Raw genomic sequence first — 26,217 nt, 5'->3', positions numbered from 1 at the left:
ACGGTGCTGCGGTGTCGGACAGCTCATCTACCAGTAGCCGCGCACACCGCGTTCTCGTGCTCGGCGGAGCGCGATCCGGCAAGTCCGCATTCGCGGAGGTGTTGGCAGCCGAGGGTGGGCCGGTGCGCTATGTCGCGACCGCGATGCCCGATCCCGCCGATCTCGACTTCGCCGAACGCATCGCCCGCCACCGCGACCGTCGACCGGCCGACTGGACGGTGCTCGAAAGTGCCGATCCGGCAGCGGTTCTCACCGCCGACCCCTTCGCCGGAACAACGCTGATCGACGACGCCGGCACCTGGCTGACCGCCCGCATCGACGCCCGCGACGCCTGGGATGCCCCGCGCGGCACCATCGCTCCCGACGTCGACGCCTTGGTCGACGCTGTCGCCACCTACTCCGGCCGCTTGGTGATCGTCACCCCCGAGGTCGGCATGGGGATCATTCCCGCCACCCGCTCCGGCCGCCTGTTCCGCGACGAAATCGGCACCCTCAACCAGCACCTCGCCCAGGCCTGCGACGAAGCTTTCCTCATCGTCGCAGGCCTGCCTCTGCGCCTGAAGTAGGCCCAATGCACCCACCTGAACGCGGCACCGAAGAAGCGGCGCACCCAAGATTCGCGCCCCTCCGTCTGGCTAAGGGTGCACTCCCGTGCACAGGGTGTGCAGCTCACACAAGAGGAGTGCACACCCCTTGCCCGACAACCGGTCGGCAGTCCTTCTGAGGGGCAGTTGGGGTGGGTGGCGGGGGTGGCGGCAAGATTGGGCGGGGTAAGGACTGCGCGGTGTAGGAATGAACTGCCCCGACCCGGAAAGGCTCGATTGTGATAGACGGATTCGGACCAGTTGCGCCACCTGATGCGCAGATTCGGGCGGCGGCGGAGCAGCGGCAGGCGCAGCTGACCAAACCCGGTGGAGCGCTCGGGCGGCTCGAGACGCTCGGGAACTGGGTGTCGGCGTGCCAGGGCGTGTGCCCGCCGAAGCAGTTCGAGCGGGCGCGGGTGGTGGTGTTCGCCGGGGATCACGGTGTTGCGCGCCATGGTGTTTCGGCGTATCCGAGTGAGGTGACCGCGCAGATGGTCGCCAATTTCCTCGGCGGCGGCGCGGCGGTGAATACGCTGGCCGCGGTGGCGGACGCGACCGTGCGCGTTGTCGACATCTCCGTCGACGCCGATACCGATCCGCGGGTCGCCGAGCACAAGGTGCGCCGCTCCAGCGGGGCGATCGACCGCGAGGACGCGCTCAGCGACGACGAGATCCAGGCCGCACTGGCCGCGGGCAAGGCGATCGCCGACGAGGAGATCGACGCGGGCGCGGACCTACTCATCGCGGGCGATATGGGCATCGGCAATACGACCCCGGCGACGGTGCTCATCGCGACCCTCACCGATACCGAACCGATCGCCGCCGTCGGCCGCGGCACCGGCATCGACGACGCGGGCTGGGTCCGCAAGGTAGCCGCGATCCGCGACGCCATGCGTCGCGCCCGCCCCGCCGCCAAGGACCCGGTCGAACTGCTGCGGGTGGCCGCGGGCGCCGATTTCGCCGCCATGGCGGGCTTCCTCGCCCAAGCCGCGACCCGCCGTACCCCCGTCATCCTCGACGGTGTCGTCGTCACCGCGGCGGCCCTGGTCGCCGAGGACCTCGCCGCGGGCGCAAGCACGTGGTGGCTCGCGGGCCACCGATCGACCGAACCCGCCCACACTCTCGCCCTACAACACCTGCGCCTGGATCCCCTCCTCGACCTCGACATGCGGCTTGGCGAAGGCTCCGGCGCCCTCACCGCCCTCCCCATCCTCCGCGCCGCCGTAGCCACCCTCGCCGAAATGGCAACGTTCGCCGAAGCAGGTGTGAGCACGGCCGATTCGGACACCGAAGACACACCGGAGACCGGCGCAGCCCAGCAGCCGAACCTGCAGAAATGAGCAGGCGGCCGCACCCGCTCACGCACCGCACCCTCGCCTGCGTCCGGGCGGCCGATCAGGCGGCCGCAATGTCGGCGAATCCGATTGCCGCCAAACTCGCGATGCACCGCCGGGCCCGACGGCCCGCTCGGACCGCACCGAATGACAACAGCGGCCACATGCCAGCGTGCGGTGCGGTTCCCGATGCACCGGCGGGGCTCGAGGGGCGCTGGTGCGGCCTCGTCCGGGTCGGGTCGATGACGTGAATGGACTGCGGCTCGTGGTGTCCTGGTTGACGGTGTTGCCGGTGCGTGGGCCGGACAGCGTTGATCGCGGGGCGGCGGGGCGGGCAATTGCGTTGGCGCCGGTGGTCGGGGCCGGGCTCGGAGTCGGGGCGGCCGGGTTGTTGTGGGTGCTGGTGTGGCTTGGGGCTAGTGCGGCGCTGGCGGGGCTGGTGGTGGTTGCGGGGCTGGCGCTTATTACGCGGGGTATGCATTTGGATGGGCTGGCCGACACCATGGACGGGTTGGGGTCCTATGGTTCGCCCGAGCGGGCCAGGCAGATCATGAAAAGTGGTGGTGCGGGGCCGTTCGGGGTGGCCGCGATCGTGTTCGCCGTTGGGGTTCAAGCGTTTTCGTTCGCGGGGCTGGCGCAGGCGGACCGGTGGTTCGCGGTGGTGCTGGCGGTGGCCGTGGGACGGGTGGCAGTGGTTATCGCCTGTCGCCGTGGCATCGATGCCGCACCCGAGACCGGCTTCGGTGCGCTGGTCGCCGGCACGCAGCGCCCGATCACTTCGGCGCTCTGGGCGGTGCTCGCCCTTGCCGCCGCCATCTTCGCCGTCCCGGAGCACCGCTGGCTCGGCCCACTCGTTGTGCTTGTCGCCCTTGGCATTTCGACAGTACTGGTCCGCCACACCACCCGCCGCTTCGGCGGACTCTCCGGTGACATCCTCGGCGCAACACTGGAAATATCCGTCGCGGTCACCGCCGCCGGACTATCCCTCGGCACCTGAAAACTGGGCCCTGGTCGACCGGACGCGGACGGGTGGTGCCAGCGCTGCGGTCCAGCGGCCGCCAGCACGGCAGGGGGTGTGCCATCCGCCGCATCGACGATTGTCCGCTACATCTGGCATCGCCGGAACCGGGCCGGAAGCACCGAAGATGGGGCGATAGCTGGCGTGGTGCGCGCATTGTCTGGGTCGGGCAATAAGGTGAGCGGTATGTCTTCCGAGCGCCTGTATTTTCGTCAGCTGTTATCCGGTCGAGACTTCGCCGTGGGTGATCCGATCGCGACGCAGATGCGGAACTTCGCGTATTTGATCGGCGATCGGGAGTCCGGGGAGTGCGTTGTGGTCGATCCGGCGTATGCGGCGGGCGATCTGGTCGATATCGCCGGAGGCGACGGATTGCGGTTGACCGGGGTGCTCGCCACCCACCACCATCCCGATCACGTCGGCGGCACCATGCTCGGCTTCACGCTGCGCGGGGTGCGCGAACTGCTCGAGAAGACCAGCGTTCCGGTGCACGTGAATGCCGAGGAGCTGTCCTGGGTCGCCAACGTCACCGGTATCGCGCCCAGCGAACTCACCGGCCACGAGCACGGCGACAAGATCAGCGTCGGCGCCTTCGACATCGAACTGCTGCACACCCCGGGCCATACTCCGGGCAGCCAGTGCTTCCTGTTCGACAATCGCCTCATCGCGGGCGACACGCTCTTCGTCGACGGCTGCGGCCGCACCGACTTTCCGGGCGGCGACTCCGACGAAATGTTCCGCAGCCTGCGCTATCTGGCAGGTCTGTCCGGCGACCCCGTCGTCTACCCGGGCCACTGGTACTCCCAGGAACCCTTCGCCGCACTGTCCTCGGTCAAGGACACCAACTACGTGATGCGCCCGCAGACGCTAGAGGAATGGCATATGTTCATGCCCAGCTGAGTTCGCGAACGGGACGTGGCCGCGCAAAACAGTCACCGTCATGTCCCGCTCGCGGGGACCGGCAGGACTACATTCCGCGCATCCACCCGTGGATATCGGCGAAGGTGCCGCGCTGGATTCCGGTCAACGTATCCCGCAGCGCCATGGTGACCTCACCGGGTTCCCCACCGCCGACAGCGAATTCACCGTCGGCGGAACGAACCCAGCCGACGGGCGTGATGACTGCGGCGGTTCCGCACGCGAAAACCTCGGTGATCTCACCGGATTCGGCGCCCTTACGCCACTCCTCGACCGAAACCTTGCGCTCCTCGACCACATAGCCCGCATCGGCGGCCAGGGTCAGCAGCGAGTCGCGGGTGATGCCGGGCAGCAGCGAACCCGACAGTTCGGGAGTGACCAGCCGTGCCTCGGAGCCGGAACCGAAGACGAAGAACAGGTTGTTGGTACCCATCTCCTCGACATAGCGGCGCTCACAGGCATCCAGCCAGACGACCTGGTCGCACCCCTGCTCGGAGGCCTGCGCCTGCGCCAGCAGTGAGGCCGCGTAGTTGCCCGCGACCTTCGCCTCACCGGTGCCGCCCGGTGCGGCCCGCACGTATTCGGTGGACAACCACACCCGCACCGGCTTCACCCCGCGCGGGAAGTACGCGCCCGCAGGCGAACCCAGCAGCAGGTACTTGTAGGCGGAGGCGGGTTTGACGCCCAACCCGGTCTCGGTGGCGAACATGAACGGCCGCAGGTACAGCGACTCCTCGCCGCCGGCCGCGGGCACCCAGCTGCCGTCGACCTCGAGCAGCTGACGCACCGACTCGATGAACAGCTCCTCGGGCAGCTCCGCCATCGCCATCCGGCGCGCGGACTTCCGGAAGCGCGTCGCGTTCGCGTCGATACGGAAACAGGAGACGCTGCCGTCGTTCTGGCGGTAGGCCTTCAGCCCCTCGAAGATGGCCTGTCCGTAGTGGAACACCATCGTCGCCGGATCCATCGCCAACGGCCCGTACGGCTCGACGCGGGCATTGCCCCACCCGTCACCCTCGGTGTAGTCGATGGAGACCATGTGGTCGGTGAAGAAGCGTCCGAACCCCGGTGCCACCAGAATCTCCTGTACCCGCTGCGCCGGGGTGGGCGCGGGATGCGGAAGACGGGTGAACTGTGCGGCAACGGTCATGAGCCTGATCCTATCCGGCGCCGATCCGCCGCGACGCGCGTGTTCGGCAAGCTCGGGTCAGGAGGTCCGGACCTGGACGAACGGCGGACGGATGACCTCGCAGCGCAGGCGGCGTCCGCGCACGTCCACCTCGACCTCGGTACCGGGCTCGAGGCCCGCCTCGGTGTCGATCAAGGCCAGGGCGATGCCGATCTGCCGGGTGGGTGAAAAGGTGCCCGAGGTGGTTTCGCCGACCGGTTCGCCGTCGCGCAATACGCTCTGCCCCTGACGCAACACACCGCGGTCGAGCGCCTCGAGCCCCAACAGGATTCGCCGCGGCCCCGCCGACTTCTCCTGCTCCAGTGCGGCTTTGCCCCAGAACTCGGGTTTCTTCCAGCCGACCGCCCAGCCGCACCGCGCCTGCACCGGCGAAATCTCCAGGGACAGTTCGTGTCCGTGCAGCGGATAACCCATTTCGGTGCGCAACGTATCGCGGGCTCCCAGCCCAGCGGGTTGCCCGTCGTGCGCGCGGACCTGCTCGACGAGCGCGCGGAACAGCGGCGCGGCATCGGCCCAGCGCGGCAGCAGCTCGTAACCGTGTTCGCCGGTGTAACCGGTGCGGCAGACCCGGACCCGGCGGCCGTCCCACTCGGCGTCGGCGTAGGCCATGTACTCCATATCGGTCGGCAGTCCGAGTGCGGTGAGGACCTCCGTCGACCGCGGGCCCTGCACCGCGAATACGCCGTACTCGCGGTGCTCATCGGTCACCGTGATGCCCGCCGGCGCCACCTTCTGCAACTCGGCCACCACCGCCGCGGTGTTGGCGGCATTGGGGACCAGGAAGATCTCCTCATCGCTGACGTAGTAGGCGATCAGATCGTCGATCACACCGCCGTCGGGCGCACAGCACAGCGTGTACTGCGCCTTCCCCGGCCGGATCCGACCGAGATCATTGGTGAGCGCCGAATTCACGAACTCCGCCGCGCCCGGCCCGCGCACGGTCGCCTTGCCGAGGTGACTCACATCGAACAGCCCGACGGTGGTGCGCACCGCCTGATGCTCACCGACCGTCCCCGCATACGACACCGGCATTTCCCACCCGCCGAACGGCGCGAACTTCGCCCCGAGCTCGACGTGCACGTCATGGATCGGGCCTTGCAGCAGAGTCGTATCGGTCACCCGGCGAGCTTAACGCCGCGTCCCGCGGACTCGGGCCGGTGCCGCTCGGTCAGCCGCGATACCACAACGGCAGCAGCGTCGGACCATCCTCGGGCAGGGTGTGGGCCGTGCCGTCGGACACGAATCCCATGCGCGTGTACAACCGCGCGGAGCGTTCCGTGCTGGCCTCCAGAAACGCCGGAATCCCCTCGTCCGAAGCAGCTTTCAACCGATCGGCGAGTATCGCCGCGCCCGCGCCGTTACCCCGATGCTCCGGGACCGTGACGATCACCTGGAGATAGCGGTGCGGAAACTCCCGCGGATGTTCCCGGGCGAGCAGCGCCATGACCGTGGACGCTCGGCGCAGCGGGCGCAGCTCCGGTGCCGCCGCCGCGCGCTGCGCCGCTTCGACGGCCTCCGCCTCGAATCGCGCCGCCGAGGTGATGTGCTGCCACAACGACACCGCCCAGATCTCGTCCCCGGCCCCCGCGACCCACACCTCGTCGTCACGCAGCGCCTGGTCGATTATGGCGGGCGTGTAGGCGGAGAGGAACCGCTCGATGGGATAGCCCTCCAGCACCCACGCGTTCACTACCTCGTCGACGCAGCCGGCGGCGAATGCCTCGAGCACCACCTCGCGAAGGTCGCCGTCTGCCCGCCGAACCGTGAGCGCTGTCATCAGGTCAACCCTTTCACCAACGAAACGATCCGCCTTTCACCAATGTATGGACCAGTTTCGGGCATCGCCACACGCGCAGGTCGACGATGTCGGAGTGCAGTGTCCACCGTCCGAGCTGATCTGCCCGCCGTCGGCGCGACGGGCGAGGTCGAAGGAACTCACCCGGATTCCCCCGCCCCGAAGACTCGGGCCCGTGCCGCTCGGTCAGCCGCGAACCCCATCGGCAGCAGCGTCGGACCGCCCTCGGGCAGGGGGTGGGCCGCGAAACGATCTTCCTCGTCGCCAATGCTAACGGCCGACATCCGACACCGCCGCAAAAACCGCAGGTCCGGACTGCGCCCCGGCGACGTCACAGTGCGCCACCCGCCACCGACCGAATAGCCTGTGCCCATGACCGCTGCTGCAGATCGCTCGCTCGGACCGGAACTGGACCTGGTCGACACCATCGGCCCCGACACCGACGTACTGGTGATCGGATTGGTGTCCGGTGCGGACGGCCCGGCGATCGCCACCCTGGAGGACGACTTCGTCGACGGCATCCTCTCCGCGCAGGTGCGCGCGACGCTGGAGGAACAGCTGCGCGCCGTCGGTGCGAAGGGCAAGGCCGAAGAACTCACCCGGATTCCCGCACCCACCGGTCTCGGCGCGAAGAGCGTGCTCGCCGTCGGACTCGGCGCCGCGGAGAAGATCGACGCCGAGCAGATCCGCCGCTCGGCAGGTGTGGCCGCGCGTTCGCTGACCGGTGTCGGCCTGGCCGTGACCACGCTGTCGGGGCTGGAGGGCGGTATCGGCCCCACCGCCGAAGGGTTCTTCCTCGGCGCGTACACCTTCACCTCGTTCAAATCCGAGAACTCCAACGGCAAACCGGACGAGTACCCGGTGCGCAAGGTCGAGCTGCTGGTGGGTGACCCCAGCGCGTCCTACCGCAAGGGCTTCAACCACGACTGGGTGATCGCCGAATCCATCGCCATCGCACGCGATTTCGTCAATACCCCGCCCAGCCACCTGTACCCGGCCGAATTCGCCGCCCGCGCAAAGGCACTCGGCGAGGCCGCCGGTCTGGCGGTGGAGATCCTCGACGAGCAGGCGCTCGCCGACGGCGGCTACGGCGGCGTCCTAGGGGTCGGCAAGGGCTCCTCGCGCCAGCCCCGACTGGTGCGGCTGACCTATAGCGGCGGCGACAAGAAGGTCGCACTGATCGGCAAGGGCATCACCTTCGACACCGGCGGCATCTCCATCAAGCCCGCCGCCAATATGGAGAACATGACCTCGGATATGGCGGGCGCCGCCGCGGTCATCGCCGCGACCATCGCGGCCGCCAAACTCGACCTCCCGGTCACCGTGATCGCCACCGTCCCGATGGCGGAGAACATGCCCTCGGCCACCGCGCAGCGCCCCGGCGACGTGCTCACCCAGTACGGCGGCAAGACCGTCGAGGTACTCAACACCGACGCCGAGGGCCGCCTCATCCTGGCCGACGCGATCGTGCGCGCCGGCGAGGACGAACCGGAGTACCTCATCGACGTCGCCACCCTGACCGGCGCCCAGCTGGTCGCCCTCGGCACCCGCACCCCCGGCGTGATGGGCACCGACGACTTCCGCGACCGCGTCGCCCGGATCTCCCGCCTGGCCGGAGAAAACGGTTGGGCCATGCCGCTGCCCACCGAACTACGCGCCGATCTGAACTCCAAGGTCGCCGACCTGGCGAATGTGGCCCCGCACCGCTGGGGCGGCATGCTCTCGGCCGCGATCTTCCTCCAGGAGTTCGTCCCGGAGGGCGTGCAGTGGGCGCACCTGGACGTGGCAGGCCCGGCCTACAACACCGGCGGCCCGTTCGGCTACATCGGCAAGGGCGGCACCGGCGTCCCGGTCCGCACCCTGGTCTCGGTCATCGAAGATATCGCCGTCGAAGACAGCATCACGGAGTAGGCGGGCTAGCTGTCGGTCCGTGCGCGGACCGACAGCCGGAAGTTCGCCGGAGACGCGCCGTGCGCGCGTTTGAAGGCGCGGGAGAACGCGAATTCGGATGCGTAACCGACGCTCTTACCTACGGCCGCAACCGAATCCGGACTGTCACGTAACCGTCGCGCAGCCAGCTCCAGCCGCCAGCGCGCGAGATAGGTCAGCGGCGGTTCGCCGACCAACGCGGTGAACCGCCGGGCCAGCGTGGCGCGCGAGACGCCGACCTTCCCGGCCAATTCCTCGACGGTCCATGCCCACCCCGGATCTTCGTGCATGAACTCCATCGCGCGCGAGACCTCCGGATCCCGCAGCGCCGCAAGCCAAGACGCGCCCGCACCGGCCCGATTCGCGGACCACAGGCGCAGCACCTGGACGAACACGATATCGACCAGCCGGTCGGCGATGGTTTGCACGCCGGGACGTTCCCGCTCGACCTCGGTGGCGAGTAGTCGCAGCGTGTCGGCCAATTCACGATGTTCCGGCGATTGCCCCGCCGGGAGATGCACCAGTGGCGGCAGCAGACGCAGCAACGGGTGCGATGGAAAGGCATCGTACCGGTAGGCACCGCAGATGAGTTTTGTTTCTGCGCCGGTGCCCTCGATGCGAATGGATCTGCGTGGGACGTCATCGGTTTCGACCAGTTCATTGGGGACCAGCGCACTGTCGGGCGCGCTCGACAGTGCATGCCCGATACCGGTCGGCATCAGCGTGAAATCCCCTGCCGCCAGTTGCACCGGTCCCACGCCGGGACGCCGCAGCCAACAGCTGCCCTGGATGACGGCATGGAACGTCGCCTTCGGCACGTCATCCATCCGAATACCCCACGGCGCAACGGCGGTCAGCTTCGCGGTCACCGATCCGCCGAGCTTGGTCGCGGCGAGCACGTCGGTCAACACATCCATGACACTCAGGATATGAGACTTTCGGCTATGAAACAGCGCTGCTCGGTCATGGTCGCGAGACCCGGACGGCCGTAGCGTTGGCCACATGATCAAAAGCTACTCCGAACAGCGAATAACTCTTCGCGAGCAGATCAGCAACCAGGTTCCGGCCAACCTGTTGGCCCGCGTCGATGCCCATGCCGAAACGCTCACCGATCTCGGTCGGGAGGCCGTCGATGTCGGCGCCATCGCACCGGGATTCACCTTGACCGACACGGCCGGAGCGAAATTCGACCTCGCCACCGCCCGCACCGCGGGCCCGGTCGTGCTGTCCTTCTACCGCGGCGGCTGGTGCCCGTACTGCAACCTCGAACTGCGCACTCTGCAGGCCGCGCTGCCCGAATTCCGCGCTCGCGGCGCGCGCTTGGTCGCCGTCGCACCGGAATCCCCCGACGACTCCTCGTCCACGGCGCAGCGCAACGCTCTGGAATTCGACGTCTTGACCGACCCCGGCAACGAGATCGCCGACGCGTACGGTCTGGTCTTCACTATCGCCGAGGACATCCGCGACGCCTTCGTCACCGCAGGCACCGACCTGTCCGGCACCGGCTGGCAACTACCGATCACCGCGACCTACGTCATCGGGACGGACGGGCGGATCACCTACGCATTCCGCAATGGCGACTTCCGCGAGCGCGCCGAGGTCTCCGACATCCTGGCGGCGCTCGACGGGTAAGCCGCGGACTGTCGGGCACATCGCAGCCGAGCGCAGAACCCGCCCGTTGGCCTCGAACGTGCGTACCGCATCTGAGTAGCGCACCGGTGACAGACACGCGCCGCGAACAATTTGAACGAAACGAACAGCGCTACTGGTCGCGCAAATCGCGTTCGACCGCCCGTTGGCGCTCCACCCGCCTGCGCGCGTCGTAATCGCGCATCCGTTGTGGATAACCGGTCTTGCGGACGTCGTAAACAGGGATCCGCAAACCACCGGCTAGCCGCCGCGCGCCGCGCTCGCCGACGATGCGCCGCGTCCATTCCCCGTCGGCCGCGATCAACACGACAGTGACATCGGTAATGGTCGTCTTCGGCTCTATGTAGCCTTCGACCCCGATACGGGTGTGCACCCACTCGGCCAGATAGCGGGCGTCCGCACCGCTACCCACACCACCACGTAAAGCGCCGCCACCCCGGGCCGCGCCGCTCCGGAAACGATCCAGCAAACCCAACGACGCCGACCTCCTTTCACCTGCGACCGAGTGCTCAGCACCGGTCATTCCATCTTGCCAGCACTGTGCAGTTCGCTGCCCTGTGCTACACGTCTCGCGGACGAGTGCAAGGATGGATCGCGGTACAAGAACCACACAGATCTCCGGTGCCACGCACAATGATCGGTGGCTTTCGGGCATCCATCGCAACCCGCGATGGGTGCCCGCAGTGAGATCAACTGTTGTAGAACCCGTCGAGCAGTCAGAGGAGTCAACGGACATGGCCTTCTCCGTCCAGATGCCGGCTCTTGGTGAGAGCGTCACCGAGGGAACGGTGACCAGGTGGCTGAAGCAGGAAGGAGACACGGTCGAGGTCGACGAGCCACTGCTCGAGGTCTCCACCGACAAGGTCGACACCGAGATCCCGTCGCCCGCGGCGGGCGTGTTGTCGAAGATCGTCGCCGCAGAGGATGACGTCGTCGAGGTCGGTGGCGAGCTCGGTGTGATCAGCGAAGCGGGCGAAGCGCCCGCACCTGCCGCCGCACCCGCCCCCGAAGCCGCGCCTGCCCCCGCCCCGGCGCCCGCACCGGAACCGGCCCCCGCGCCGGTCGCCGCCGCGGCCCCGGCCCCCGCACCAGCGGCTCCCGCCGCACCCGCCCCCGCCGCCGCGTCGGGCACTCCGGTCAAGATGCCGGAGCTCGGCGAGTCGGTGACCGAGGGCACCGTCACCCGCTGGCTCAAGCAGGTCGGTGACCAGGTCGCCGTCGACGAGCCGCTACTCGAGGTCTCCACCGATAAGGTCGACACCGAGATCCCGTCGCCGGTCGCGGGCACCCTGCTGGAGATCTCCGCGCAGGAAGACGATGTGATCGCCGTCGGCGGACAGCTCGGTGTGATCGGCAGCGGCGCCCCCGCGGCCGCCGCCCCGGCGCCTGCACCCGCCGCCCCGGCCCCAGCGGCTCCAGCGCCTGCTCCGGCCCCAGCGCCTGCTCCGGCCCCCGCGGCCGCCGCTCCGGCCCCTGCCGCACCCGCTCCGGCAGCCCCGGCTCCGGCGCCCAAGCCCGCCCCGGCTCCGGTCGCCACCGCACCGGCTCCGGCGCCGGACACCTCCGGCAACGGCGCAACCCCGTACGTCACGCCGCTGGTCCGCAAGCTGGCCGAGGAGAACGGCGTCAACCTCGCCACCATCACCGGTTCCGGTGTCGGTGGGCGCATCCGCAAGCAGGACGTGCTCGCCGCCGTGGAGGCCAAGCAGGCTCCCGCCGCCGCGCCCGCGGCAGCCGCCGCACCCGCCGCGAAGGCCCCCGCCGCTCCGGCTGCGGTCCCGTCGCAGCTGGCGCATCTGCGTGGCACGGTGCAGAAGGCGAGTCGCATCCGTCAGATCACCGCGACCAAGACCCGGGAATCGCTGCAGACCACCGCCCAGCTGACCCAGGTGCACGAGGCGGATGTCACCAAGATCGCGACGCTGCGGTCGCATGCCAAGGCCGCGTTCAAGGAGCGCGAGGGCGTCAACCTGACGTTCCTGCCGTTCTTCGCGAAGGCGGTCGTCGAGGCGCTCGGCGTGCACCCGAACGTGAACGCCAGCTACGACGAGACCACCAAGGAGATCACCTACCACGCCTCGGTGCACCTCGGCATCGCCGTCGACACCGAGCAGGGTCTGCTCTCCCCGGTGATCCACAACGCCAGCGACCTGTCGCTGGCCGGACTGGCCCGGGCCATCGCCGATATCGCCAACCGGACACGCAACGGCGGCCTCAAGCCGGACGAGCTGTCCGGTGGCACCTTCACCATCACCAATATCGGCAGCCAAGGCGCGCTGTTCGACACCCCGATCCTGGTGCCGCCGCAGGCGGGCATGCTCGGCACGGGTGCGATCGTCAAGCGTCCGGTGGTGGTCACCGATGAGACCGGCAACGAATCCATCGGCGTCCGGTCGATGTGCTACCTGCCGCTCACCTACGATCACCGCCTCGTCGACGGCGCCGACGCCGGTCGCTTCCTGACCACGATCCGGCACCGGCTCGAGGAAGCGGCGTTCGAGGCTGATCTCGGCCTGTAATCCGGAAGGTCGTCTGTCGCCCATGAAGGTGGTGATCGCCGGTTCATCCGGGTTGATCGGGACTGCGCTCGTCGCGGCACTGCGCCGCGACGGGCACGAGGTCGCCCGATTGGTACGCCGCTCGCCCAACGCGCCGGACGAATATCGCTGGGATCCCGCTCGCGCCGATCTGGACGAGCGGGGCCTGCGTGGCGCCGACGCGGTGGTCAACCTCTGCGGGGCCGGCATCGGGCGACGACGCTGGAACGGCAGCTACAAACAAGAGCTGCGCGACAGCCGACTCACCCCGACCGACGTCCTGGCCAACGCGGTCGCCGCCGCGGGCGTGCCGGTGCTGGTGAATGCCAGCGGCGTGCACTATTACGGCGGCGATACCGGCAACCGGGTGGTCGACGAAACCGCCGCCGCGGGTTCGGGTTTCCTCGCCTCCCTGTGCCGGGATTGGGAGGCCGCGACCAAACCCGCCGTCGACGCGGGGGTCCGCACGGTACTGCTGCGCAGTGCCGTTGTCCTGTCGCACGGCGGCGGCCTGCTCGGCATGCTGCAGCCGCTGTACTCGCTCGGTCTCGGTGGTCGATTGGGTGATGGGCGCCAGTACACGCCGTGGATCTCGATGGCCGACGAGATCGGCGCGATCATGTTCGCGCTCACCCACGACACCCTCACCGGACCGATCAACGCGGTCGGCCCGGCACCGGTCACCAACGCCGAATTCAATCGCGCGCTCGGCCGCATCCTGCACCGGCCGACCCCATTTGTGGTGCCCGCGTTCGCATTACGCGCGCTGATCGGCGAATTCGCCGAGGAGGCGATCCTGCGCGGACCGCGGGCGATTCCGACAGCGCTGGAGGAAGCGGGTTATCCGTTCCGGCATCAGACCATCGGTGCCGCGCTGGCGGCCGCCCTCGGCCGGGATGACGACCGATGACCCCGGAGACTCAGCGCTTGATCCTGGAGACCCAGCTGATCCCGAAGACCCAGCTGATCCCGAAGACCCAGCTGATCCCGAAGACCCAGCGCCGCAATGGAGTAGATCGATGACCGAGCTGGAAACCCGACCTGCCACCGTCATTCGGGACGCACACGTTGGCGACCTGCCCGAGATCCTCGACATCCACAACGCCAACATCGCCACCTCCACGGCCATCTGGGACCACGAGCAGGTCGATCTCGACGACCGGCACGCCTGGTTCCGCGAGCGCACCGCCGCCGGTCTGCCCATCCTGGTCGCCGATATCGACGGCGCGGTCGCCGGTTACGCCAGCTACGGCCCGTGGCGGACGCGCTCGGGTTACCGCTTCACCGTGGAGAACTCGGTCTACGTCGCCGATCGTTTCCAACGCCGCGGCGTCGCCAGCGCCCTGCTCACCGAGCTGATCGAACGCGCCCGTTCCGCGGGCACCGTGCACGCCATGGTCGCCGCCATCGAGTCCAGCAATACCGGATCGATTGCGCTGCACGAACGCTTCGACTTCCGCACAGTCGGGGAATTGCCGGAGGTGGGCCGCAAATTCGGTCGCTGGATGGATCTGACGCTGATGCAGCTGACCCTGCCGGTCGAGGGCGATTAACGGATCCGAGTCCCGAGCAGCGGAATTCGGCGCATCCCAGCGCATACCTCAACGGCGCGAGCGCCGAGGCCCGCCGCCATAACCGAGCCTGCCCCGCAGCCGTGATCACTAAACCTGGCAACCCTGTGGCATCTACCACATCGGGTCCCTTTATCCGAGGGGCAGGCTCAGCGTACCGTCAGGTACGTGAACGACGCGCGTACCGCTTGGTCTGCCAGATTCGATACGACCCCGATCGTGGTCGAGGATCTCGGACTGATCGATTACCACAGCGCCTGGGACCTGCAGCGGTCGATCGCCGCGCAGCGGGCCGAAGGCCAGGGGTCCGACCATCTGCTCCTGCTCGAGCATCCGTCGGTTTATACCGCGGGCCGCCGCACCGAGGCCGATGATCTGCCGATCGACGGCAGCCCGGTGGTGCAGGTCGATCGCGGCGGCAAGATCACCTGGCACGGGCCGGGCCAGCTCGTCGGCTACCCGATCGTGCGCCTCGCCGAGCCGGTGGATGTCGTCCAGTACGTGCGCAGGCTGGAACAAGCGCTGATCACCGTGTGCACCGATCTCGGGCTGACCTGCGGCCGGGTCGAGAGCCGCTCGGGTGTGTGGCTGCCGGCCACCGAGTTCTACTCCGAGCGCAAGGTCGCCTCGATCGGCGTGCGCGTGCAGCGCGGTGTCGCCCTGCACGGCATCTCGCTCAACTGCAATTCCGCCCTGGACGGCTTCCAGGCGATCGTCCCGTGCGGCATTCGCGACGCCGGAGTCACCACGCTGACGCGCGAACTCGGCCGCGAGGTGACGGTGGCCGAAGTGAAGCCGCTCGTGGCCGATGCGATCGCCCGCGCGCTCAACGGCGAACTCCCGGTGACCGAGCACAATATCGCGCGCATCACACCGGCCGGAGCGCCCGCCGCAACCGATTAGCCGAGGCGTAAGGTCGATCGAGTGACCTCAGCTTCAGTACCGGCAGGACGCAAACTGCTACGCATCGAGGCGCGCAACGCGGAGACCCCGATCGAGCGCAAGCCTCAATGGATTCGGACCCGAGCCAAGATGGGCCCCGAGTACACCGAACTCAAGGGCCTGGTGAAACGCGAAGGCCTGCACACGGTGTGCGAGGAGGCGGGCTGTCCCAACATCTTCGAATGCTGGGAAGACCGTGAGGCCACCTTCCTGATCGGTGGCGAGCAATGCACCCGCCGCTGCGACTTCTGCCAGATCGACACCGGCAAACCCGCCGCACTCGATCGTGACGAGCCGCGCCGCGTCGCCGAGAGCGTGCAGGCGATGGGCCTGCGCTACTCCACCATCACCGGCGTCGCCCGCGACGACCTGGAGGACGGCGGCGCTTGGCTGTACGCCGAAACCGTCCGCGCCATCAAGGCTTTGAACCCCAGCACCGGCGTCGAACTGCTCATCCCCGACTTCAACGCCGTCCCCGACCAGCTCGCCGAGGTCTTCTCCGCGCGCCCCGAAGTGCTCGCGCACAACCTGGAGACAGTGCCGCGCATCTTCAAGCGCATCCGCCCGGCCTTCCGCTACGAGCGCTCCCTCGCCGTGCTCACCGCGGCCCGTGCGGACGGCCTGGTCACCAAATCGAACCTGATCCTCGGTATGGGCGAAACCCCCGAAGAGGTCACCCAAGCGATGCGCGACCTCCACGAGGCGGGCTGCGACATCCTCACCATCACCCAATACCTGCGCCCCTCCCCGCGCCACCACCCAGTGGACCGCTGGGTAAAGCCCGAGGAGTTCGTCGAACACTCGAAGATGGCCGAGGAAATCGGCTTCGCGGGTGTAATGGCCGGACCACTGGTCCGCTCCTCCTACCGCGCGGGGCGGTTGTACGCCCAGGCTATGGCCCATCACGGCCGCGAAATCTCCCCCGCCATGGCACATCTCGCCCAGGAGGGCACCGCTTCCCAAGAGGCCAGCTCCGTATTGGCCCGCTTCGGCAGCTAGTCGAGAAGTAGTGCATCACCTCGGTCCTCGTATGTTCTGACCACCGGGCATACGAGGACCGTGCCGTTTCAGGGCACCCGATGCCGGGCAACTCCGGTTGGGACTGGCACTGGGTAGTCGGTGCGAGCCCGGCAACGTCGGACGTACAGCGCGAATCCCGTCGGTTCGCGGTGCAAACGCCAGGTGCCGAGGCTGATGAAGATCGATGCGCCGATCAACACACCGGCTGGAACGGAAAGCACTGTGGCGCAGGCGGCTGAGCCGGAGCCGGTGGTTCCGGCGGCGCGACTGTCGCGGTGCTCGACACGGGGCGGGGCTGGACCGCGGCGCGGTGCGGGTCGATCCCCGCCGAAACCAGTATCCAGATCGTGGCGATGACGACCGCGACGATCAGCAAAGTCGGGAGGTGTTTCGGGAGTTGGAGGATGAGGTCCGGTCCTTTCGACCGCGCGGTCGAAACTCCTTTTGCCCAAGCGGTCGAAGTACGCGTGCGTGCTGCGGATACCCGCTGGGAAGACGAAACCTGGTTCAGCCGCTCAGCGGCGGCGGGCGGAGTTGCCTGCCACAACAGCCGCAGAGGTTCCGGCTCAGCCTGCGGTGGAGTCGGTGTCAGGTTCTGCAGGTATGACCTACCGTCGTCCGACGGGCCGTCGGAGTCGACCCACGACGACCGGCGGGGGTCCGCGAAAGGCGACGGCAATGGCGGTGCCGACCGATCCGGCCACGCCTGATTGGTATCGACCTGATCGGTATCGACCTGATCGGTAGCAACCTGATCGGTAGCAACCTGATCGGTAGCAACCTGATCGGTAGCGAGTTGATCGGTAGCGAGTTGATTGGTAGCAGCCTGATCGGTAGCGGCCGCAGCCGTCGGCGGATCTGCCTGCGGCAGGGATACGTACGAACGCGACAACGCCTGCGCGGCGGCCGCGCGCCGCGAGCGTTTCGCACCCCTCGCCTGCGCCCTCGCGATGTCAGCCAGCAGCCATGGCGGGTACGGAGCCGTGGGAGGTGCCGACAAGGGCTGCGGTCCGCCGGGTACGATCCCCTGGTCTACTATCGCGGACGAAACGGACTGCGGCCCATCGTGCTTCGATAGTGATAGTGTTCCGACGAGCGCCCTCGAGTCGTCCGACGCTGACGTCAAGTGATCGTCGACGGCAAGTTCGACGGCATCGAAAGGTTGCGGCCGGGCCGGCGACGCGGACCGTGATTCCGAGAGCCCAGCCGAGTCCGTCTGTCCAGCAGCCACACTCGAACTGCCGACCGGCGGTGAATCCGAGATAGCACCGTGCGGGGAAGACGCGTGGGCAGCGCCCACCAGCGCCCTCGATTCCCTACGCTTACGCCGTCCCGACTGTGACGGAAATCCCTCGGCCTCGAGATCTTCGACGGTAACCACGTCCGACAGGTGAAGCTCGCCGAGTAGCGCATGCGCCTGCTCCGCGGTCCAGATCAGCTTCCGATTCGCCGTCCGATGGAACCAAGCCCGCAACCCGGCCGACGTTCCGAGGACCACGCAGTGACCATGCTCGGAGGCTTCGATATCCAGCGTGATGGCGCCTTCCCGGGGCGGCACCACCACGACCAATCCGTCGACGAAGGCGTCCGGGTGCCGCTGGCGCACCACCTCCTCCAGATCGAGTACATGGCTCCGCACCTGGTCGAGCGGACTGCTGTCGCTATCGCGGACAGAAACCGGATCGCCCTCGACCCCCTCGAGCCGCCAGCGCCCGTCGGCCTGCACCGAGAGCACCCCGGTAGCCACCTCGGGTGCGGTCCCCTCGGCTTCGATCACGACCACCGCACGTGGTGTGATCACCACCAGACCCGCCTCCCGCGCCTTCCCCCCACAGTTACGGTCGGGCAGGTAGCACCCCGAAATAGCAAGCCCCACAATGACATATTGGCCGGTCCAGGTTCGCATCCAGTCGAGCACGCACTGCTCGGATCGCGTAACCGCCGCCCGTTCGTTGACAACCAGCATCGAGGTCACCCTCCATCTCGCCCGCACAGTCGACCCACCAACGGTATTCAGCGCGAACGCCTCACGAGAATCCGAAAGGCACCGTAAGAGCAGGGTTTTGGCGACAAAAAGGTGTAACGATACCGGCGGGGCGGCACCCGACGGGAGTGTCGCTCGGCATCGTCGCGCTCTGTCCCCCACCGAACCACGTCACTCTCAACGCCACCCGCGCCCTCTCGCCCGCGCTCACCCTCGGCCTGACCGCCGCCCTCGCCGTTCTGGCGCCATCCGCACTCGCCGCACCCGCCAGGGGTTCAGCCGGCGGCTTGTCTTCCAGTGGTTGCAGGCACCGCAGCGGCGTCGACTATTCTTCCTGCGCGAGACGCCCAAGCCATGGCCCACCACGGGCGCGAAATCTTTCCCGCCATGGCACATCTCGCACAGGAAGGCACCGCCTCATAGGAAGCCCGCAGCTCGGTCCTGGCGCGCATCGGCGGATAGGTCCCGAAGTAACGCATCACGTCGGTCCTCGTATGTCCTGATCACAGGGCATACGAGGACCGTGCTATTTCCAAAGGGCAAACCATTGCGGCAGATTCGCCTCCTCGACGACCCGTAGGCAACAGAATGTACGCACGCCGTCAGTAGAGGGAGGAACTGTGGGCAATTTACCGTCTTCATCGCACTCCTCAGCGAGTCCGGCCGTTCTCTCTGCCCCACGACGGCTGCGTCAACTGGCGGGCACGAGTTTACCGTCCTTGTCCACAACCAGCGCGGATTGCGGTGTGAGTGCTGGATGACGGCGCAGGCTCAGCGGAGGGTGGACGACGGTATCCCATCCCACGGATTGCACGCGTTTTCTGTTCGAGAGGAACAGATAGTAGCCGTCCGATGGGCCATCGGAGTTCACGTGGTACGGAAGTCCCCGCCAACAGGGTTCGGGCCTGTCGATCTGTGCTGCCTTGTTCAGTTCGTCGATGTCCGGATCCGCGTAGACCGTGATCATCCGATCCCAGTTATCGGACCATCCGGCATCGCGAGCGATATCGCCGAGGGTAGTCGCGGCTTTGGCGGCAGCCGCCTTACCGATCTCCTCCTTGAGACGTGAACCAGATCCCAATGGCTCGAGCCGACTGCCGAAGTCGAAAATGTCCGAGCCACATACTTCCTCGGCGGATGGCGGCTGCTCGCACGCGCTCATCATGGACACCGCCACCGCAACGAGGGCAAAATATCGGATCTTCATATCAGTCCTCATCGCTTCCCGGGCAGCGGAAGCCCCACCCCTGATTGGATATCGGTTTCGGCGACCCCCACCTGATTGCTCCAGATTATCTGTGGCTGAGATTGCCCCTCTGGCGTTTTGAGCACGACCGCATGCCCATCCTGAATGGCCTCCGAAATCTTGGTCCGCAACTGTTCCGGACTTGCGTCGCGGTTATCGATGGCGATTTCACGACCTAGCTTATTGTTGTACAAATCCATTGCCTCACGAGCCGGCGGATTCCCGCCGCTCTTTTCGTGCGCCGTCGTATAGGTTTGAGTCCAGTCTTCGCCGAATTCTTGAGTCATCCGCGCGTTCCAATACGCATGCCGGAACGCATCACCATGACCATCGGAAAGTACTCGTTCTTGGGTCTCCACATCGAATCCAGGGAACTGGTCCTTCGCGGCTTGCTCCGCCTCGGTCTTGATGTCGTAGAACTCCTTGAGGCCGAGGAGCCCATGCTTGCCGATCAAGTTTTCCAGCGCAGTGGCTTCCTCACGCGGCATCGCCCCTGCTTTGAAGGTCGGATCCCATCCACGGACGATGTCGAGGACCCAGCCGCTTGGCCACACCACAGTTTCTTTGGTGGCGTCCGTTTGATAGTCGGTGAGGATCTTCGCCAGCTCGGTATCGGTCGGCATGGCGATGAGGGCCTGCCGGGCCGAATTCGGGACCTTTTCGAGCACGCCTTGAATCGTTCCCTCTGCCATCAGGTCCGCTTCCTGAATTCGGTTCAAGCAGACGCGCAGCCCACCGGTCAGCCGAGCCTCCTCGAGTTCCTTATGCGCGATAGCGGTGCCCGGTGACCACCAGTACTTCTTCATCCACTCCCAGTTGGACTTCCACGACATCACCTCGCCGTCATCCGTGTAGAAGAGATCCCATTCGGAGCCCTCCACCTCCTTGATCGCCGCGCGAATCAGGAGAATCATGCCCTCGAAAACGGCTGTCGTGGAAGCGATGACCCCGGACAGTTCTTGGTAGATGTCGACGGTGGTGAGCGCGTCTTTGCGGTCGTCCTGAGCGCGCTGGCGAGCGGATTCGCCGGACTCGGTGTTGAAGTACTCATACGAGCCCGCGAGCGCGCTGGCGGCAGCTTCGACTTCCGCTTCGATTTCCTCGGCTACCCGACTAAGGGATAGGGCCAGGTCGTCGGCTGGGTTGAGATTCCAGGCCAGTACCTGCGAGATCCTCAGCGGTGTCGCTTCACTCATCGCGGCCCTGCCTGATCGAGTTCTATGGCGCGCTGCCGGTCCAAGTCCTCGAAGTCGTTCGCCGCTTTCTCCGCGAGATCCCCGATTCCGCTGAACCGTCCAGCATGGAATTTCAGCACTCCATCAAGAGCTTTCAGCGTCTCCTCGGCCCGAGTCAGCGCCAGCGATCCCTTCGCCGCGGCACGGGCCTCATCGCGAGCCGGGACGGCCATCGGCGCCTTGCCAGCAATGGTGGTCGCGTGTCCACGCACGCCGTTGGCGAGCTCACGCACTCGCGCAGGATCGATCTCGAACATCTCACGACCTCAGACGACGTATTTGTGGTCGCCAAACGAACTACGGCCAGTGCCGCTGTCACCGCGGCGATGCGTTGGGACATACGTCGGCGGCGCGGCCGACTGCTCCGAGCCCCAAATCGGCGCCCGTTCGCGCCGGGTGTCACCGGACCGGCCGTCCAAGCGCGGCTGCTCCTGCGACAGCTCCGTGAAGATCTGCTGCGCCTCGGCTTCGGCATTCGCAAACGCCGCCCGATGCCGATCGGCGATGAGCATCGCCAGTCGGTTCATTCCATGCTCCACAGCATGGGGTGCGAGCCGCAGATCCGTAATCGCCCCACGGGCATCGGTCTCGATGTAGACAGCGCCGTCTGCGGACCGCGCACGCCCTCGTACCTGTTCGGTCGCCTCGTTGATCCGCTTGATCCGCGCGGCCAACTCTTCGGTGTCCTCAGCCATTCCGCCCCAACCACCCGATCATCTTGCGCCCGCGTCGATTCCGCAGGTTTTCGCAAACGTATCAGGTCGTCAACCACCGGTCACGTGCTGGAATACCGCACGCCCACAACCAGGTCGAGGTCGGTCGGTCTCGAGCTGAGTAGGCTCACCCCGACTGTTACCGGAGCGAGCTAGTTCGACGCACCGCCTCCAATCCGTCACGAGGGCAGCGACTCTCGCCCATCCCAGGTGAATCGTGTGTGGTCACCGCATCGTCGTCGCAGTCTCAGGACTGAGATGTTGTCATCACCCTGTCAGGTTGTTGCAGAGTGCGCCGACTGGACGACACCGAGTTGCTGCATCATCCCGAGCGTGTCCCAACATGCCCAGCTTTCGACGATCTTGCCGTCCTGGAAGCGATTGATTGTGATTACCTGAACGACCGCTGATTTGCCTGTCGGGGACATGCCCATCATCTCGCCGTCGTTGGTGCCTGTCACCGTCCATCGGGTAGTGACGAAATCGCCTTCGGCGATCTGTTCGTTGAGCAAGAACCGTTGATCCGAGAACGCGGCGAGATACATCTGCACGAGCCTTTTGAAGCCGTCGGGACCATGGACATCGGCGAACGGGTTCTGTGGATCGTGGTTGATGCAGTCAGCCGCAATCACCTCGTCGAATACATCGAGATCTCGCATGTTCCATGCGTCGAAGACGCGCTTGGCGGCGGCCTTGTTCTGCTCTGACATGGCGCTTCCTATCGATTGATAGTGCCGAACTGGCGGGGGCGGCCGTAGTCGCTACAGGCAGCATTCGCGGTGCCCGGCGTTGAGTGTGGTGTGGAGCGCGGCCGCGATGCCAACAGTGAATCCAGGCGCCGCGACCCTGTATATGGACGCTGTCACTACGGCGGATGCCCGTCCGAATGCTTGTCAGCGGACATCCAGCTACCCGTCGATCACAAACCCTGAAACCGGTGTATCGCAATCATTGTGCGCCTCTTTCGCGCGCAAGGTAAGGGGCAACCGAGACTGCTGCGGGCCTTTCCCGCGCTCGCACGACTTCTAGCTGTGGGTTGATAGCTCAACAAGTTTGGTTTGGGGTCGACCGTGAGGAGCCTCGGACGGGAACGCCGTGATGGCGGCGGCGCGGGTTGACGCACGGAGCGGGCAACATCAGCAGTCATGGCTAATATTTAGTTAACTCACGTCGAGTCGAGCAGTCGGCACCGAAGATCTGAGTGCCGTCCTGGCGCGCGAGTCAAGTGCTCCCAGCCGTGTAATCGGACCAGTTATGCTGCCGGTACGCGCCAACCGCGGAATCGACGCCTTGGAGGATCTTCTGCGGGAATAGCGCATTTTCGCTACTCAAACGGCGGTTTCCGGATTCAACGTTTGACCGGTCAACGATCCCGCTTACGGGAATTACGCTGACTGGCAATCGAACTGGTAACCCATCGGCATTGACGGTTGCCGCTCAGCGATCCGTTAACGGGAATCACTTTGGCTGAGCCTGTATCTGGAGCAATCACCGAATCGGTTGCGCGACAATCCCGCAGCCACGCTGCGAAGCGGTCCCCCCCGTTACCTTTTTCGTGAGCCCCAACGGGCTCACGGTCGCCGGTCCCGGTATGACTTCTTCCCCCTGTCGCACTCATGATCCGGGGGGTGGTGTCGCCGGGTACTGGTGGCGTCGACGGACCGCTGATGGGGACAGGGCTGCTCGTAGGTCTCTTCGTAACGTGGGTGCCGGGCGTTGACGCCAGATCGGGCGACCGTATCGGAGCGTTTCGATGCGATGAGGAACTGCAAAGTGACACAGGCGTATGCCGTGTTTTGCGGCATTGACGTGGGAAAAGGTGAACACCACGCGGTCGGTCTCGACCCGGCCGGGAAGCGGTTGTTCGACAAAGCGCTACCCAACGACGAGACCCGCCTACGGGCGGTGTTCGACCAGCTCGCCACCCGCGGCCCGCTGCTGATCGTGGTCGACCAGCCCAACACCATCGGCGCCCTACCAGTCACCGTCGCCCGCGCTTGCGGCCACGATGTGGCCTATCTGCCCGGGCTGTCGATGCGCCGCATCGCTGACCTTTACCCCGGTCAAGCCAAGACCGATGCCCGCGACGCCCACATCATCGCCGACGCGGCCCGCACCATGCCCCACACGTTGCGCCGGGTCGACACCGGCGATGAAACCCTCACCGAGCTCGGGGTCCTCGTCGGTTTCGACGACGACCTGGCGGGCGAAGCGACCCGCACCAGCAACCGCATCCGAGGCCTGCTCACCAGCATCCACCCCGCCCTCGAACGGGTCCTCGGCCCACGAGTAGCGCACCCGGCCGTCCTGGAAATCTTGTCGCGGTGCGGCGGACCTGAAGGAATCCGCGCCGCCGGCCGACGCAAACTCACCACGATCGCGACCAAACACGCACCTCGCATGGGCGCGCGTCTGGTCGAGGAAATCCTGGCCGCACTGCCCGCCCAGACGGTCACAGTTCCCGGATCCAACGCCGCTGAGATCGTGCTGCCGAAGCTGGCTAACTCGTTGAAAAATGTTCTGCTGCAACGACACCAAGTCGCCGCCGACATCGAGGAGATGCTCGATGACCACCCTCTTGCCAAGGTCCTGACCTCGATGCCCGGCGTCGGAGTCAGGACCGGCGCTCGCATTCTGCTCGAGGTCGGTGACGGCTCGGCCTTCGCCTCGGCCGGCCACCTCGCCTCCTACGCCGGAATCGCTCCGGTCACCCATCGCTCCGGCAGCTCGATCCGCGGCGAGCACCCGGCCCGATCGGGCAACCACAAACTCAAACGGGCCTTGTTCCTGTCCGCGTTCGCCGCGCTACACGACCCAGCCAGCCGCACCTACTACGACCGCAAACGCGGCGAGGGCAAGAAACACAACGCCGCCCTCATCTGCCTGGCCCGGCGCCGCTGCGACGTCCTCTACGCCATGCTCAAAACCAAAGAGCCCTACCGAAATACGCTGGCACCAGCGACGACGTGATGCCACCATGGCGCGAGCGGATTCCACCCGGGCAGCAGCACAGGAGTTGGTCGATGACAGAGCCCTTACAACTGGCCGGGATATCCCTGGATTGCGGTAACCCCGAGGCCCTGGCACGTTTCTATATCGAACTGCTCGGCGGGCGCCTCCTATGGAACAACGACGGCAGCGCCGGGATCCGCATCCCTTCCGGGCTCACCATGATCGCCCAGAAAGTCGCCGACTACACGGCACCATCCTGGCCCGGAACCTCGATCGTCCACCTCGACCTAGCCGCGGACACCGACCTGGACCAATGCCAGCTGCGCGCGCTCCGGATCGGAGCGAAACCAGCACCCACGCAACCCGACCCGCGCTGGCGAGTGCTACTCGATCCAGCAGGCCACCCGTTCTGCATCACGACCTGCACCCCGCCGCCATAGGCACCAGCCCGCACCTCAGCTCACCGACATCCGCAAGCACCCCGCTCCACCTTGACGAAAACCATAGGGACACCCCCCCGTTCGTCGTCCCACACCCAGTGGCGACCACCAGCACCCCTGCCAGCACCGCTACCGCCGCTGTCGTCCGTCGTCCCACCACTGCTCCCGTCCGGCCGCCGCTCCCGGGACTGTCTCTCATCCAGCGATGTGGTTCGAATGGCCGCTGCAAGCTCACTAGTGCGCGTTCATCGACCACGGCGTCGACGGCACCGGCGAACCCGCCGCGATCCTGCTGCGCGCCGGCATTCCGGCGCGAACACCGCCGCCGACCACAAAACAGTCCTCGCCGAAGCGCTGTTGCCGTGGCGGGCGTCGTGGCGAGTGGACCGGAAAGTGTTGGTGCGCACCGACGCTGGTGGCGGCACGCACAAGCTCGTCGATTACTGCCATGCCCGGCGGGCGCAATACTCGCTCGGATTCACCCTTACCGACACCATCGTCGAGGCGGTGAACAAGGTCCCGAAGAAGGTGTGGACCCCCGCCTACGATGCCGATGGCAATGCGCAAGGGCGCGTGGGTCGCCGAAATCACCGACATGCTCGACCTTTCCGGTTGGCCGACCGGGATGCGGCTGGTCGCGCGGAAAGAACGTCCCCACCCCGGCGCACAGCTGCGGTTCGCCGACGTCGACGGGCTGCGGTTGACCGCGTTCGTCACCAACACCGGCCGCGGGCAACTGCCCGATCTCGAGCTTCGGCACCGCCGCAGGGCTCGCTTCGAGAATCGCATCAAAGCCGGTAAGGACACCGGGATGTGTAACCTGCCCTTCAAATCCTTGGCAGCGAACCAGATTTGGGTTGCGCTGGTCACGCTCGCGCTCGACCTCACCGCCTGGATGCAGATGCTGGCACTCACACACCACGAAGCTCGCCGCTGGGAACCGAAAACGCAACGGCTGCACCTGTTCTCACTGCCCGGCCGCATCGCCCGCCACGCACGAAGAACCCGGCTGCATCTACCCCGATCCGCCCCGACCACCGGGCTGACCCTCGGCTGGCGAACCCCCGCCGAAGTCCTCGACCATCATCTAGGCTCACTCCAACAGGACAGTGTTGCGATGACCGCTTGAATCTGAACAACACACCAGACTCATTGCGCCG

Annotated in this window: 24 protein-coding genes and 2 pseudogenes; 15 read left to right on the top strand and 11 right to left on the bottom strand. The window is 66.7% G+C overall.

Features of this window, described 5'->3' with window-relative positions; translation table 11 throughout:
• Nucleotides 1–11 precede the first annotated feature (11 nt).
• The 4 genes from OG874_RS03730 to OG874_RS03715 all read left to right on the top strand — a co-directional run bounded on the left by OG874_RS03730 (nt 12) and on the right by OG874_RS03715 (nt 3,836).
• The gene (locus OG874_RS03730) at nt 12–566 is read left to right on the top strand and encodes a bifunctional adenosylcobinamide kinase/adenosylcobinamide-phosphate guanylyltransferase (RefSeq protein ID WP_330253726.1); all 555 of its coding nucleotides are present in this window, start codon (nt 12–14) and stop codon (nt 564–566) included.
• Nucleotides 567–823: 257 nt separating this feature from the next.
• The gene (cobT, locus tag OG874_RS03725) at nt 824–1,924 is read left to right on the top strand and encodes a nicotinate-nucleotide--dimethylbenzimidazole phosphoribosyltransferase (RefSeq protein WP_330253725.1); all 1,101 of its coding nucleotides are present in this window, start codon (nt 824–826) and stop codon (nt 1,922–1,924) included.
• 241 nt (nt 1,925–2,165) lie between these two features.
• Nucleotides 2,166–2,915 (top strand): adenosylcobinamide-GDP ribazoletransferase, encoded by a 750-nt coding sequence (locus OG874_RS03720; RefSeq protein WP_330253724.1) that lies wholly within the window; start codon nt 2,166–2,168, stop codon nt 2,913–2,915.
• A gap of 207 nt (nt 2,916–3,122) precedes the next feature.
• On the top strand, nt 3,123–3,836 hold the full coding sequence (locus tag OG874_RS03715; RefSeq protein WP_330253723.1) for an MBL fold metallo-hydrolase: 714 nt from the start codon (nt 3,123–3,125) through the stop codon (nt 3,834–3,836).
• A 67-nt stretch (nt 3,837–3,903) separates the two neighbouring features.
• Here the strand turns inward: OG874_RS03715 and OG874_RS03710 are convergent, their stop codons facing one another.
• Genes OG874_RS03710 through OG874_RS03700 form a run of 3 tightly spaced genes read right to left on the bottom strand, consistent with a single transcriptional unit; the run spans nt 3,904 to nt 6,820 of the window.
• A complete protein-coding gene (locus OG874_RS03710) occupies nt 3,904–5,004 on the bottom strand; it encodes a branched-chain amino acid aminotransferase (RefSeq protein ID WP_330253722.1) in 1,101 nt (366 codons plus the stop codon).
• A 57-nt stretch (nt 5,005–5,061) separates the two neighbouring features.
• Entirely contained in the window at nt 5,062–6,162 is a 1,101-nt protein-coding gene (gene gcvT / locus OG874_RS03705) for a glycine cleavage system aminomethyltransferase GcvT (protein ID WP_330253721.1), read from the bottom strand.
• A gap of 49 nt (nt 6,163–6,211) precedes the next feature.
• Nucleotides 6,212–6,820, bottom strand: coding sequence for a GNAT family N-acetyltransferase (locus OG874_RS03700; protein WP_330253720.1), 609 nt, complete (start codon nt 6,818–6,820; stop codon nt 6,212–6,214).
• A gap of 390 nt (nt 6,821–7,210) precedes the next feature.
• On the opposite strand from OG874_RS03700, the gene OG874_RS03695 reads away from it, so the two are divergent.
• The gene (locus OG874_RS03695) at nt 7,211–8,749 is read left to right on the top strand and encodes a leucyl aminopeptidase (protein WP_330253719.1); all 1,539 of its coding nucleotides are present in this window, start codon (nt 7,211–7,213) and stop codon (nt 8,747–8,749) included.
• A 5-nt stretch (nt 8,750–8,754) separates the two neighbouring features.
• Here OG874_RS03695 and OG874_RS03690 read toward each other — a convergent pair whose 3' ends face one another.
• Complete coding sequence (locus tag OG874_RS03690; RefSeq protein WP_330253718.1) at nt 8,755–9,684, bottom strand: AraC family transcriptional regulator; 930 nt, start codon at nt 9,682–9,684, stop codon at nt 8,755–8,757.
• Between the two features lie 85 nt (nt 9,685–9,769).
• Between OG874_RS03690 and OG874_RS03685 the strand changes: the two genes are divergently transcribed.
• Entirely contained in the window at nt 9,770–10,399 is a 630-nt protein-coding gene (locus OG874_RS03685) for a peroxiredoxin-like family protein (protein ID WP_330253717.1), read from the top strand.
• A 130-nt stretch (nt 10,400–10,529) separates the two neighbouring features.
• Here the strand turns inward: OG874_RS03685 and OG874_RS03680 are convergent, their stop codons facing one another.
• Nucleotides 10,530–10,892 carry an oxidoreductase gene (locus OG874_RS03680; protein WP_330253716.1) on the bottom strand — a complete coding sequence of 121 codons (363 nt, stop codon included), beginning with the start codon at nt 10,890–10,892 and terminating at the stop codon, nt 10,530–10,532.
• A 259-nt stretch (nt 10,893–11,151) separates the two neighbouring features.
• On the opposite strand from OG874_RS03680, the gene sucB reads away from it, so the two are divergent.
• The 6 genes from sucB (at nt 11,152) to OG874_RS44630 (ending at nt 17,565) form a co-directional block, all read left to right on the top strand.
• A complete protein-coding gene (gene sucB / locus OG874_RS03675) occupies nt 11,152–12,936 on the top strand; it encodes a 2-oxoglutarate dehydrogenase, E2 component, dihydrolipoamide succinyltransferase (protein WP_330253715.1) in 1,785 nt (594 codons plus the stop codon).
• Nucleotides 12,937–12,958: 22 nt separating this feature from the next.
• The gene (locus tag OG874_RS03670; protein ID WP_330253714.1) at nt 12,959–13,864 is read left to right on the top strand and encodes a TIGR01777 family oxidoreductase; all 906 of its coding nucleotides are present in this window, start codon (nt 12,959–12,961) and stop codon (nt 13,862–13,864) included.
• A gap of 109 nt (nt 13,865–13,973) precedes the next feature.
• On the top strand, nt 13,974–14,507 hold the full coding sequence (locus OG874_RS03665; RefSeq protein ID WP_330253713.1) for a GNAT family N-acetyltransferase: 534 nt from the start codon (nt 13,974–13,976) through the stop codon (nt 14,505–14,507).
• Between the two features lie 186 nt (nt 14,508–14,693).
• On the top strand, nt 14,694–15,428 hold the full coding sequence (gene lipB / locus OG874_RS03660; RefSeq protein WP_330253712.1) for a lipoyl(octanoyl) transferase LipB: 735 nt from the start codon (nt 14,694–14,696) through the stop codon (nt 15,426–15,428).
• A gap of 21 nt (nt 15,429–15,449) precedes the next feature.
• Entirely contained in the window at nt 15,450–16,466 is a 1,017-nt protein-coding gene (lipA, locus tag OG874_RS03655; protein WP_330253711.1) for a lipoyl synthase, read from the top strand.
• Between the two features lie 715 nt (nt 16,467–17,181).
• Nucleotides 17,182–17,565, top strand: coding sequence for a pentapeptide repeat-containing protein (locus OG874_RS44630; RefSeq protein WP_442943376.1), 384 nt, complete (start codon nt 17,182–17,184; stop codon nt 17,563–17,565).
• A gap of 492 nt (nt 17,566–18,057) precedes the next feature.
• Here the strand turns inward: OG874_RS44630 and OG874_RS44625 are convergent.
• The 6 genes and pseudogenes from OG874_RS44625 to OG874_RS03625 form a co-directional block, all read right to left on the bottom strand.
• Nucleotides 18,058–18,393 (bottom strand): annotated as a pseudogene (locus tag OG874_RS44625) (nuclease-related domain-containing protein); the annotation flags it as partial.
• Nucleotides 18,394–19,162: 769 nt separating this feature from the next.
• Nucleotides 19,163–19,678 (bottom strand): hypothetical protein, encoded by a 516-nt coding sequence (locus OG874_RS03645; protein WP_330253709.1) that lies wholly within the window; start codon nt 19,676–19,678, stop codon nt 19,163–19,165.
• 8 nt (nt 19,679–19,686) lie between these two features.
• On the bottom strand, nt 19,687–20,913 hold the full coding sequence (locus OG874_RS03640) for a DUF6973 domain-containing protein (protein WP_330253708.1): 1,227 nt from the start codon (nt 20,911–20,913) through the stop codon (nt 19,687–19,689).
• Nucleotides 20,910–21,209 carry a hypothetical protein gene (locus tag OG874_RS03635; protein WP_330253707.1) on the bottom strand — a complete coding sequence of 100 codons (300 nt, stop codon included), beginning with the start codon at nt 21,207–21,209 and terminating at the stop codon, nt 20,910–20,912. The genes OG874_RS03640 and OG874_RS03635 overlap by 4 nt, the downstream gene beginning before the upstream one ends.
• Before the next feature lie 9 nt (nt 21,210–21,218).
• Entirely contained in the window at nt 21,219–21,647 is a 429-nt protein-coding gene (locus tag OG874_RS03630; protein WP_330253706.1) for a YbaB/EbfC family nucleoid-associated protein, read from the bottom strand.
• A 293-nt stretch (nt 21,648–21,940) separates the two neighbouring features.
• Entirely contained in the window at nt 21,941–22,375 is a 435-nt protein-coding gene (locus OG874_RS03625) for an ester cyclase (RefSeq protein WP_330253705.1), read from the bottom strand.
• 1,063 nt (nt 22,376–23,438) lie between these two features.
• Between OG874_RS03625 and OG874_RS03620 the strand changes: the two genes are divergently transcribed.
• From OG874_RS03620 to OG874_RS03610, 3 genes and pseudogenes are all read left to right on the top strand, one after another.
• A complete protein-coding gene (locus OG874_RS03620; protein WP_330253704.1) occupies nt 23,439–24,635 on the top strand; it encodes an IS110 family transposase in 1,197 nt (398 codons plus the stop codon).
• 53 nt (nt 24,636–24,688) lie between these two features.
• Nucleotides 24,689–25,057 (top strand): VOC family protein, encoded by a 369-nt coding sequence (locus OG874_RS03615; RefSeq protein WP_330253703.1) that lies wholly within the window; start codon nt 24,689–24,691, stop codon nt 25,055–25,057.
• A 238-nt stretch (nt 25,058–25,295) separates the two neighbouring features.
• A pseudogene (locus OG874_RS03610) lies at nt 25,296–26,186 on the top strand (IS1380 family transposase); the annotation flags it as partial.
• Between the last annotated feature and the right edge of the window lie 31 nt (nt 26,187–26,217).

Origin of the sequence: Nocardia sp. NBC_00565 (assembly GCF_036345915.1) — a bacterium.
In the GTDB taxonomy this organism is placed as follows: domain Bacteria; phylum Actinomycetota; class Actinomycetes; order Mycobacteriales; family Mycobacteriaceae; genus Nocardia.
The sequence above is the reverse complement of the archived record's forward strand: the minus strand, read 5'-3'. Positions and strand labels throughout refer to the sequence as shown.

What these genes read in the sequence shown, in the direction of transcription:
- OG874_RS03645 (WP_330253709.1), bottom strand. Translation starts at nt 19,678, where the DNA reads ATGAAGATCCGATATTTTGCCCTCGTTGCGGTGGCGGTGTCCATGATG.
- OG874_RS03635 (WP_330253707.1), bottom strand. Translation starts at nt 21,209, where the DNA reads ATGTTCGAGATCGATCCTGCGCGAGTGCGTGAGCTCGCCAACGGCGTG.
- OG874_RS03695 (WP_330253719.1), top strand. Translation starts at nt 7,211, where the DNA reads ATGACCGCTGCTGCAGATCGCTCGCTCGGACCGGAACTGGACCTGGTC.
- OG874_RS03715 (WP_330253723.1), top strand. Translation starts at nt 3,123, where the DNA reads ATGTCTTCCGAGCGCCTGTATTTTCGTCAGCTGTTATCCGGTCGAGAC.
- OG874_RS03625 (WP_330253705.1), bottom strand. Translation starts at nt 22,375, where the DNA reads ATGTCAGAGCAGAACAAGGCCGCCGCCAAGCGCGTCTTCGACGCATGG.
- OG874_RS03685 (WP_330253717.1), top strand. Translation starts at nt 9,770, where the DNA reads ATGATCAAAAGCTACTCCGAACAGCGAATAACTCTTCGCGAGCAGATC.
- OG874_RS03615 (WP_330253703.1), top strand. Translation starts at nt 24,689, where the DNA reads ATGACAGAGCCCTTACAACTGGCCGGGATATCCCTGGATTGCGGTAAC.
- OG874_RS03665 (WP_330253713.1), top strand. Translation starts at nt 13,974, where the DNA reads ATGACCGAGCTGGAAACCCGACCTGCCACCGTCATTCGGGACGCACAC.
- OG874_RS03690 (WP_330253718.1), bottom strand. Translation starts at nt 9,684, where the DNA reads ATGGATGTGTTGACCGACGTGCTCGCCGCGACCAAGCTCGGCGGATCG.
- OG874_RS03700 (WP_330253720.1), bottom strand. Translation starts at nt 6,820, where the DNA reads ATGACAGCGCTCACGGTTCGGCGGGCAGACGGCGACCTTCGCGAGGTG.
- OG874_RS03670 (WP_330253714.1), top strand. Translation starts at nt 12,959, where the DNA reads ATGAAGGTGGTGATCGCCGGTTCATCCGGGTTGATCGGGACTGCGCTC.
- OG874_RS03630 (WP_330253706.1), bottom strand. Translation starts at nt 21,647, where the DNA reads ATGGCTGAGGACACCGAAGAGTTGGCCGCGCGGATCAAGCGGATCAAC.
- OG874_RS03640 (WP_330253708.1), bottom strand. Translation starts at nt 20,913, where the DNA reads ATGAGTGAAGCGACACCGCTGAGGATCTCGCAGGTACTGGCCTGGAAT.
- sucB (WP_330253715.1), top strand. Translation starts at nt 11,152, where the DNA reads ATGGCCTTCTCCGTCCAGATGCCGGCTCTTGGTGAGAGCGTCACCGAG.
- OG874_RS03710 (WP_330253722.1), bottom strand. Translation starts at nt 5,004, where the DNA reads ATGACCGTTGCCGCACAGTTCACCCGTCTTCCGCATCCCGCGCCCACC.